This is a genomic window from Kitasatospora sp. NPDC089509 (assembly GCF_044749365.1).
GTDB lineage: Bacteria > Actinomycetota > Actinomycetes > Streptomycetales > Streptomycetaceae > Kitasatospora.
Window position 1 is genome coordinate 92,065 of record NZ_JBIVHS010000032.1, and the last position, 8,806, is coordinate 100,870.

Genomic DNA, 8,806 nt, shown 5'->3' on the forward strand with positions numbered 1-8,806 from the left:
TTGGATCTTCACTTGTACTGCGGGTGACCGTTGCCGGTCGTACTGCGCTGGGGTACCAGGACTCGAACCTAGACTAAATGAACCAGAATCACTCGTGCTGCCAATTACACCATACCCCACCAGAGTTGAACCCCAGCGGGGCCTTCTCAGGCGTTGCACCTCTCGGTCGGTCCCGTTCCGAGGGGCTTTCGCTCCCTCGTCCGTTCCCTCCCGGGCGGCGCAGAAAGAACATTACCCGACGTCTGCCCTGGCTCCAAAATCGATAACCGCAGGCAGCGGCCAGGGGGCCGGCGGATGACCTCCGGGTGCGCCGCGGGCCCGGCACCAGGCCGGGCCCGCGGGGCTGCTCAGGAGGCGCTCAGCGGCCGCTTCAGGCGGTCGGAGCGGCGTCCAGGGCGGAACGCAGCCGGCGGAGCGTCTCGGGGCGGCCGAGCAGCTCCATCGACTCGAACAGCGGCGGGGAGACCCGGCGGCCGGTGACGGCCACCCGCAGCGGCGTGAAGGCGAACTTGGGCTTGATGCCCAGCCCGTCCACCAGCGCCTCGCGCAGCGCGGCCTGGATCGGCTCCGGGGTGAAGTCCCCGAGCTCCTCCAGCGCCTTGATGCTGGCCTCCAGCACCGGGCGGGAGTCGGCGGTGAGCACCTTGGCGGCGTCGTCCGGGTCGAGGGTGAAGTCGGCCGGGTCGACGAACAGGAAGCCGGCCATGTTCACGATCTCGCCGAGCACGACCATCCGCTCCTGGGTGAGCGGGGCGATCCGGGCCAGCAGGTCCAGCTGCTCGGCGGTCGGCTCGGCCGGCAGCAGGTCGGCGCCCTGGAGGAACGGCACCAGCCGGCGGACGAAGTCCTCCGGGGCCAGTCGGCGGACGTGCTCGGCGTTGATCGCCTCGCACTTCTTCAGGTCGAAGCGGGCCGGGTTGGAGTTCACCTTGGCCACGTCGAAGGCGGCGACCATCTCGTCCATGTCGAACAGGTCGCGGTCCTCGGCCAGCGACCAGCCCAGCAGGGACAGGTAGTTGAGCAGGCCCTCGCGGATGAAGCCGCGCTCGCGGTACATGTTGAGCGAGGCCTGCGGGTCGCGCTTGGAGAGCTTCTTGTTGCCCTCGCCCATCACGTACGGCAGGTGGCCGAAGCGCGGGGTGGTGCCCTCGCCGACACCGATCTCGGCGAGCGCCGCGTACAGCGCGATCTGCCGCGGGGTGGAGGACAGCAGGTCCTCACCGCGCAGCACGTGGGTGATGCCCATCAGGGCGTCGTCCACCGGGTTGACCAGGGTGTACAGCGGGGCGCCGTTGGCCCGGACGATGCCGTAGTCCGGCACGTTCTCCGGCTCGAAGGTGAGCGTGCCGCGCACCAGGTCGTCGAAGGAGATGGTCCGGTCGGGCATCCGGAAGCGCAGGATCGGCTCGCGCTTCTCCAGCTTGTAGACGGCGACCTGGTCGTCCGTCAGGTTCCGGCAGTGGCCGTCGTAGCCGGAGGCCTTGCCGGCCGCGCGGGCGGCCTCGCGGCGGGCGTCCAGCTCCTCGGTGCTGCAGTAGCAGTGGTACGCGTGGCCGGCCTCGTGCAGGCGACGGGCGACGTCCGCGTAGATGTCCATCCGCTGCGACTGGCGGTACGGCGCGTGCGGGCCACCGACCTCCGGGCCCTCGTCCCAGTCCAGGCCGAGCCAGCTCATGGCCTCCAGCAGCTGGACGTACGACTCCTCGGAGTCGCGGGCGGAGTCGGTGTCCTCGATCCGGAAGACCAGCTTGCCGCCGGTGTGGCGGGCGTAGGCCCAGTTGAACAGGGCCGTGCGGACCATGCCCACGTGGGGGTTGCCGGTCGGGGACGGACAGAAGCGAACCCGGACGGCCGGGTCAGTGTTAGCCACGCTTGATCACCTTGTTGGTGAGAGTGCCGATGCCTTCGATGGAGACGGCGACCTCGTCGCCGACGTTGAGCGGGCCCACCCCTGCGGGCGTGCCGGTGAGGATGACGTCGCCGGGCAGCAGCGTCATGGCCTCGGAGATGTGGACGACCAGCTCGGCGACCGAGCGGATCATCAGGGAGGTGCGACCGGTCTGGCGGAGCTCGCCGTTGACCGTGCAGGTGATGGCGAGGTCGGCCGGGTCGACGTCGGTCTCGATCCACGGGCCCAGCGGGCAGGCGGTGTCGAAGCCCTTGGCCCGGGCCCACTGGCCCTCGCGCTGCTGGACGTCCCGGGCGGTGACGTCGTTGGCGCAGGTGTAGCCGAGGATCACCTCGGGCACCCGGTCCAGCGGCACCTCGCGGCACATCCGGCCGATCACCACGGCGAGTTCGGCCTCGTGGTGGACCTCCGACGAGAACGGCGGGTACGCGATGTTCTCGGTCGGGCCGATCACCGAGGTGGACGGCTTGAAGAAGGTCAGCGGCACGTCCGGGACGTCGTTGCCCAGCTCGGCCGCGTGCGCCGCGTAGTTGCGGCCGACCGCCACGATCTTGTTGGGGAGCATCGGGCTGAGCAGCCGGACGTCCTGGAAGCGGTAGCTCTCACCGGTGGGCTGGGGTTGGCCGAACGGGTGACCGGCCAGCTCGTGGACGACCAGCGAGTCGGGCTGGGAGGGATCCCCCTCGACCACGCCGAAGGAGACGCTGCCGGCGGCAGGGCTTCCTTCCCGGACGGAAAACCTGGCAATGCGCACGGCTGGGCTACCCCTCGCTTCGTCGGCCGCCCGGGGCGCCCCCGGGCGCTGCTGGGCGCCTCGCCCGTGATGGGCGCGGCCCCGTCAATCGTCGTCCAGGCTATCGCGTGGGGCCCCTCCGGGCCGCTCTGCCCCGGTTCGGCCCGGTTCGGGCGGAAACGGCGAGCGGGCGATCCCCGCCCCGAGCCGAAGGGGCGCGCCGGTGCCGAAAGGGAGAAGCGAGGGAGCGACGGAGGAGCGAGGGAGCGACGACCGTCGGCACCGGACGAGAGCGCCCCGGAGGCGAGCGGGCGAAAACCCAGAGGGCGCCGTGGATCCCGCGGGTGCGGGGTCCACGGCGCCCTCGACGGCGGCGGTGTGCGTCAGTCCCGGGGGGTGACGGCCGGGGCGACCATCAGCTGGACCCGGCGCGGGTTGGCGGTGCTGGCCGGCAGCTCGGTGCCGTAGGTGACGACGTCCTCGGGCTTGCGGGCGCCCGGGATCTTGCTGAAGTCCTCGACCGAGGCCAGCGTGGTCCGGCGCGGGTTCGCCGTGGAGCGGCAGGACAGCGTCGACTTGGTGGCCTTCTTCGCCAGGGACATCGAGAGCACCTCGTGGTCGTGGCCGGGTCGATCACCAGGGATCGCACCGGCCTGCGTGGTTCCGATTGATTCGGAGGGGTTCTGGGCAGGCTGATCGGGGCCGTGCGCCAGGAGACAGCCAGGTTACGAGATCTCATTCCACAGAGGTCGTGACCAAAGCTACACATTAGTCTGTGATTTTACTCACAAATTAGCGTGCAAATCACAGATATCCGACATATCGCCGCATCGGAATTATCCGACATTGCGCGCACAACGGTCATTCCGGCAGGTCTGCGACTCTTGTCGATCTCGGCCCACGTTGGCATGTATCAGGCAAGTGTCCGAAAAAGGCGGTATTCCGGTCCGGTTACCGCACAGTCAGTGAGAACGCGCATGCGTTCGGTAGTACCCGACCGTTGGTTCCAGCGGCCCTTGTTGGGATTCCCTCGCTGTGCTGGAATGCCACGGACCGTGGGTAGGGAGCAGTCCACCCCGGCGACCCGCTCTCCCGGACCGGCCGGGGTGCGGAAGGAAACTCGACACCGTCCAGGCCGTGGCGACGCGGCGGGACGCCCGGTCCAGAGGTTGCGACGCCAGTGCAGGGACGTTTCAAAAGGGGTAGCGGCGCCGCGGGCAACCCGGAGTCGCACGAGCCTGTGGCAGCCCCTCAACCGGCGGCGGCCCCCGGCGGCCCGGCCGACCCCGTAGCGCCCGAGGTCCCCCGCCCGGAGGAGGACGGCCCGGACCGGAAGTCCGCCCGGGACAAACTCCGGACCACCCTGACCCGGCGCCGCGCCACCGGTCTCAGCCGGCTCGCGATGCGCAACTGGCGCATCCGCACCCGGCTGATAGCCCTGCTCGCGCTCCCCGTCATGGTCTCGCTGGTCCTCGGCGGCCTGCGCATCCAGACCTCGCTGGAGAACTCCCAGCAACTCGCCCAGATGGCCAACCTGTCCGACCTGGCCAAGAAGGCGACCAACCTCGCGGACGCCCTGCAGACCGAGCGCGACATCAGCGCCGGCTACATCACCAACCGTCCGAACGACCCGATGGACGACGAGATCGTCGCCGCCCGCAAGTCCACCGACGACCTCAGCCGCACCTTCACCGCCTCCTCCGACAAGTTCGAGAACCTCGAACTGTCCGGCGGGAAGGCCCTGTTGTTCCAGATCCGCAAGGACCTGAACTCGATCGCGGACGCGCGCAACACGCCGTACCAGAACAACCAGAACATCCAGGCGACGATCACCGCCTACGACGTGATCATCCGCGACCTGCTGGGCATCACCCAGGACATCGCGCTCGCGTCCAACAACAAGGACCTGCTGGTCGCCACCCGCGCGCTGCAGCAGTTCTCGCTGGCCAAGGACGCCACCTCGCAGCAGCGCGCGCTGATCAGCGCCGGTCTGGCCAACCCCAAGGCCCCCGACCTGAGCGCGAGCGACGAGTCCTTCGGCATCCGCCTGCGCACCACGTACGACAACGCGCTCACCAGTTTCAACAACATCTACACCGCGCACGACCTGGACAACCTGCGCGGCCAGCTGAGCTACAACAACGTGGTCGCCGAGGCCGACCGCTACTCGCGCTCGATCCTCCAGCCGGGCGGCATCCACCAGACCGAGCCGGTCTCGTACAAGGACTGGTACGAGAAGGCCACCACCAAGATCACCGCAGAGCGCCGGATCGAGGCCAAGCTGATCGAGGACCTCGACGGCAAGGCCCAGGACCTCCAGTCCCAGGCCGACACCGAGGCCCTGATCATCGGTGCCGCCGTCGCCCTCACCCTGATCATCGCCCTCGGTGGCGCCGGTCTGATCGCCCGCTCGATGGTGCGCTCGCTGACCCGCCTGCAGAAGGCGGCCGAGGACGTCGCCGAGCGCCGACTGCCCGAGCTGGTCAAGACGCTCTCCGAGAGCGACCCGCACGACGTGGACACCGCCGTCGAGCCGGTCGCCGTCGACTCGACCGACGAGATCGGCCACGTGGCGCACGCGTTCGACATGGTGCACAGCGAGGCGGTCCGGCTCGCCGCCGAGCAGGCCCTCCTGCGCGGCAACATCAACGCGATGTTCACCAACCTCTCGCGCCGCAGCCAGGGCCTGATCCAGCGCCAGCTGTCGCTGATCTCGGAGCTGGAGAGCCGCGAGGCCGACCCGGACCAGCTGGCCAACCTGTTCAAGCTCGACCACCTCGCGACCCGCATGCGCCGCAACGGCGAAAACCTCCTCGTCCTCGCGGGCGAGGACCCGGGCCGCCGCTGGACCCGCCCGGTGCCGCTGGTCGACGTGCTCCGCGCCGCCGCCTCCGAGGTGGAGCAGTACGAGCGCATCGAACTGGCCGCCGTGCCGTCGGCCGAGGTCGCCGGCCGCGTCGTCAACGACCTCGTCCACCTGCTCGCCGAGCTGCTGGAGAACGCCACCTCGTTCTCCAGCCCGCAGACCCGCGTCCGGGTCACCGGCCACGCCCTGCCGGACGGCCGGGTGCTGGTCGAGATCCACGACACCGGCATCGGCCTCAGCCCGGACGACCTCGCCGAGATCAACGAGCGCCTGGCCAACCCGCCGACGGTGGACGTCTCGGTCTCCCGCCGCATGGGCCTCTTCGTGGTCGGCCGCCTGTCCCTGCGACACGGCATCCGGATCCAGCTGCGCCCGAGCGACTCCGGCGGCACCACCGCGCTCGTCATGCTCCCGGTCGACGTCACCAACTCCGCCGAGCGCCGCGGCGCCGGCCGCCCCGGCCCCGGCGGCCCCGGCGGCCAGGGCAAGCAGCAGCGCGGGGTCGCCCCGACGCCGCGCCAGCAGCGCCAGATGCCCGGCCGCCAGGGCGGTCCGGCCGCACTCGGCCAGGCCGGTCCGGCGGCGCTCGGGCAGGGCCCGGCCGGCGGTGCCCCGCAGGGCGGCCGTCCGCAGCTCGGCCAGGGCGGTCCGGCCGCTCCCGCCGCGCCGACCGCGCCCGGTGCCCCTGGTGCCCCCGGTACGCCCGGTGCCCCCGCCGCGCCGACCGCTCCGGGTGCGCCCGGCGGCCGGACCGGCCTGCCGACCCGGCAGGTCGGGAAGTCGCTGCGCGAGAACCCGGTCCCGCCGGGCCAGCAGGGTCCCGGCCAGCCGGGCCCGGCCCAGCCGCGGCGACGCGGTCAGGGCCAGCCGCCCCAGGCCCCGCAGGCCCCGCAGACCCCCGCTCAGTCCGGCCCGCAGGCCCAGGGGCCGCAGAGCCCCGCGCCGCAGGGCCAGCCGCAGCAGTCACCGCAGGGCGGCCTGCCGCAGCGCACCCCCGGCCGTCAGGGCCCGCCGCAGGGCGGCCCGAACGGTCTGCCGCGCCGCGGCCAGGGCCGCCCCGGCCAGGAACGTCCGCGCCCCAACGGCGAGTTCGACGGCGGTCCGGGCGCCCCGGCGCCGCGGACCGGCGAGCAGCCGCAGCACGGCCGTCCGGGCGGTCCCGGCGCCCCGCAGCAGGGCGCCCGGCCGGGCAACCGTCCGCAGGACGGCCTGCCGCAGCGCGCCCCCGGCCGCCAGGGCCCCGGTGCCCCCGGCCAGCAGGGTCCGCAGGGTCCGCAGGGCCGACCGGGTCCGCAGGGCCAGCCGGGCCAGCGCCGTCCGCAGCGCCCCGGTCCGGACGCGCCGCAGCAGCAGGGCCGCCAGCCGCAACTGCCCCCGCAGCAGCAGCCCCAGCCGCTGCCGTCGGCCGAGCCGGCTCCGGTGGAGAGCACCCAGCAGTTCGCCCGGCCGCGCTTCGAGGCCAGCCAGATCGACCCGCGCGACCCGCTGGGCCTCGGCCTGGTGGAGCCGGTGCTGCCGAACGTGCCGAACCCGGCCCAGCCGCAGCCCCAGCCGACCCAGCCGCAGCCGCCCCAGCCCCAGCAGGTGCCGCAGCGGCCGGAGCCGATGGCCCTGCCGACCGGCCCGTCCGAGGCCGGCGGCGAGCAGCCGTGGTACCCGCAGCAGGCCGACGGCCGGCCGCGGCCCTACCAGCCGCGCCGACCCGGCACCGCCGCACCGGAGTTCCAGGAGCCCGGTCGGCCGCAGCAGGCCCCGCAGCAGCGGGCCCCGCAGCAGCCGCGTCCGGCTCAGCCCCAGGCCCCGCAGCAGCCGGCCCCGCAGGCCCAGGGCGGTCAGCCCCAGCCCGCTCAGCCGCAGCCCGGTCAGCCGCAGCCGCCGCAGCCGGGCGTCGGGGACGCGCCGTGGCGCCCGTCCGCGAACGACGAGCGCTGGCGCCGGGCCGAGCAGGTCCGTGAGCCCTCGACCAGCGGTGTCACGACGTCCGGCCTCCCCCGCCGGACCCCGCAGGCCAACCTGGTCTCCGGCACCGCCGAGGCCTCGCCGCTGAACGGTCCCCAGGTCTCCCGGGCCCCCGAGGAGGTCCGCGGCCGGCTGACCAACCTGCGCCGCGGCATCCAGCAGGGCCGCCGGGCCGGGGCCGAGCAGGCCGCCAACCAGCCGGGCTTCCAGCATGGTGCCCAGCAGCCCGGATTCGATAGTTTCGGTGGCCGGAGCGACGGCAACGGCGCAGATCACCAGGAGCGTTGAGTTGAACCAGATGAGCCAGGCCGCACAGAACCTGAACTGGCTGATCACCAATTTCGTGGACAACACCCCCGGGGTGTCCCACACCGTGGTGGTCTCCGCGGACGGCCTCCTGCTGTGCATGTCGGAAGGCTTCCCGCGCGACCGCGCCGACCAGCTCGCCGCCGTCGCCTCCGGCCTCACCTCCCTCACCTCCGGCGCCAGCCGGATCTTCGAAGGCGGCGAGGTCAACCAGACCGTCGTCGAGATGGAGCGCGGGTTCCTGTTCCTGATGGCCGTCAGCGACGGCTCCGCCCTCGCCGTGCTCGCCGCGCCCGACTCCGACATCGGTCTGGTCGGGTACGAGATGGCCCTGCTCGTCGACCGGGCCGGCGCCGTCCTCACCCCCGCACTCCGCGCGGAACTCCAGGGCAGTCTCCTGCACTGACCGGAACCCACGCGGATCTCCCACCGTTCCATCCCGCACCGGGCCCGACCCGACCGGACCCGACGCACCACCCTCAGCTACCCTCAGGCAGCTGATCCCGCCTCAGCTGGCATCGCCCCAGCTGGAACCGGCTGCCCAAGGCCGCAGCACAAGGAGGACCCATGACCCCGCCCTCGACACCCGCCGGCTACGGCAACGGGTACGGCAGCGGCTACGGCGGGCAGCAGTCCGACGGCTACGAGCAGCAGCCGCTGGTCCGCCCGTACGCGATGACCGGCGGCCGGACCCGCCCCCGGTACCAGCTCGCGATCGAGGCCCTGATCTCGACCACGGGCTCGGCCGAGCGCACCACCGGGCTGCTGCCCGAGCACGCCCGGATCGTGAACCTCTGCCGTGAGGTCAAGTCCATCGCGGAGATCTCCGCACTGGCCGGCGTGCCGCTCGGTGTGGCCCGCATCCTCGTGGCCGACCTGGCCGAGGCCGGCCTCGTCGCCATCCACCAGCCCGCCGCCGCGGGCGAGTCGGGCGGAACGCCCGACGTCACGCTGCTCGAAAGGGTCCTCAGTGGACTTCGCAAGCTCTAACGCGGCCGCCCCCACCCGCGCCACCACCTCCGCGAAGATCGTC

At 72.5% G+C, this 8,806-nt stretch carries 6 protein-coding genes and 1 tRNA gene; 3 read left to right on the forward strand and 4 right to left on the reverse strand.

Going from position 1 to position 8,806, the window contains the following annotated elements; genetic code table 11:
- Positions 1 to 47: 47 nt before the first annotated feature.
- From ACIP4P_RS40205 to ACIP4P_RS40220, 4 genes are all read right to left on the reverse strand, one after another.
- A tRNA-Gln gene (locus ACIP4P_RS40205) sits at positions 48 to 119 on the reverse strand.
- A 251-nt stretch (positions 120 to 370) separates the two neighbouring features.
- Positions 371 to 1,801: a glutamate--tRNA ligase gene (gene gltX / locus ACIP4P_RS40210; RefSeq protein WP_400927937.1), complete on the reverse strand. Its 1,431-nt coding sequence runs from the start codon at positions 1,799 to 1,801 to the stop codon at positions 371 to 373.
- Positions 1,802 to 1,862: 61 nt separating this feature from the next.
- Positions 1,863 to 2,663 carry a fumarylacetoacetate hydrolase family protein gene (locus ACIP4P_RS40215; protein WP_400927911.1) on the reverse strand — a complete coding sequence of 267 codons (801 nt, stop codon included), beginning with the start codon at positions 2,661 to 2,663 and terminating at the stop codon, positions 1,863 to 1,865.
- 362 nt (positions 2,664 to 3,025) lie between these two features.
- The gene (locus tag ACIP4P_RS40220; protein WP_400927914.1) at positions 3,026 to 3,244 is read right to left on the reverse strand and encodes a hypothetical protein; all 219 of its coding nucleotides are present in this window, start codon (positions 3,242 to 3,244) and stop codon (positions 3,026 to 3,028) included.
- A gap of 638 nt (positions 3,245 to 3,882) precedes the next feature.
- On the opposite strand from ACIP4P_RS40220, the gene ACIP4P_RS40225 reads away from it, so the two are divergent.
- The 3 genes from ACIP4P_RS40225 to ACIP4P_RS40235 all read left to right on the forward strand — a co-directional run bounded on the left by ACIP4P_RS40225 (position 3,883) and on the right by ACIP4P_RS40235 (position 8,763).
- The gene (locus ACIP4P_RS40225; RefSeq protein ID WP_400927917.1) at positions 3,883 to 7,755 is read left to right on the forward strand and encodes a nitrate- and nitrite sensing domain-containing protein; all 3,873 of its coding nucleotides are present in this window, start codon (positions 3,883 to 3,885) and stop codon (positions 7,753 to 7,755) included.
- A gap of 10 nt (positions 7,756 to 7,765) precedes the next feature.
- Complete coding sequence (locus ACIP4P_RS40230; RefSeq protein ID WP_030248297.1) at positions 7,766 to 8,179, forward strand: roadblock/LC7 domain-containing protein; 414 nt, start codon at positions 7,766 to 7,768, stop codon at positions 8,177 to 8,179.
- A 161-nt stretch (positions 8,180 to 8,340) separates the two neighbouring features.
- Positions 8,341 to 8,763 carry a DUF742 domain-containing protein gene (locus ACIP4P_RS40235; protein ID WP_350515256.1) on the forward strand — a complete coding sequence of 141 codons (423 nt, stop codon included), beginning with the start codon at positions 8,341 to 8,343 and terminating at the stop codon, positions 8,761 to 8,763.
- Positions 8,764 to 8,806 lie beyond the last annotated feature (43 nt).

Bases quoted from the DNA above. Each gene is read 5' to 3' on its own strand.
- gltX (WP_400927937.1), bottom strand. From the start codon at position 1,801: ATGGTCCGCACGGCCCTGTTCAACTGGGCCTACGCCCGCCACACCGGC.
- ACIP4P_RS40220 (WP_400927914.1), bottom strand. From the start codon at position 3,244: ATGTCCCTGGCGAAGAAGGCCACCAAGTCGACGCTGTCCTGCCGCTCC.
- ACIP4P_RS40230 (WP_030248297.1), top strand. From the start codon at position 7,766: ATGAGCCAGGCCGCACAGAACCTGAACTGGCTGATCACCAATTTCGTG.
- ACIP4P_RS40235 (WP_350515256.1), top strand. From the start codon at position 8,341: ATGACCCCGCCCTCGACACCCGCCGGCTACGGCAACGGGTACGGCAGC.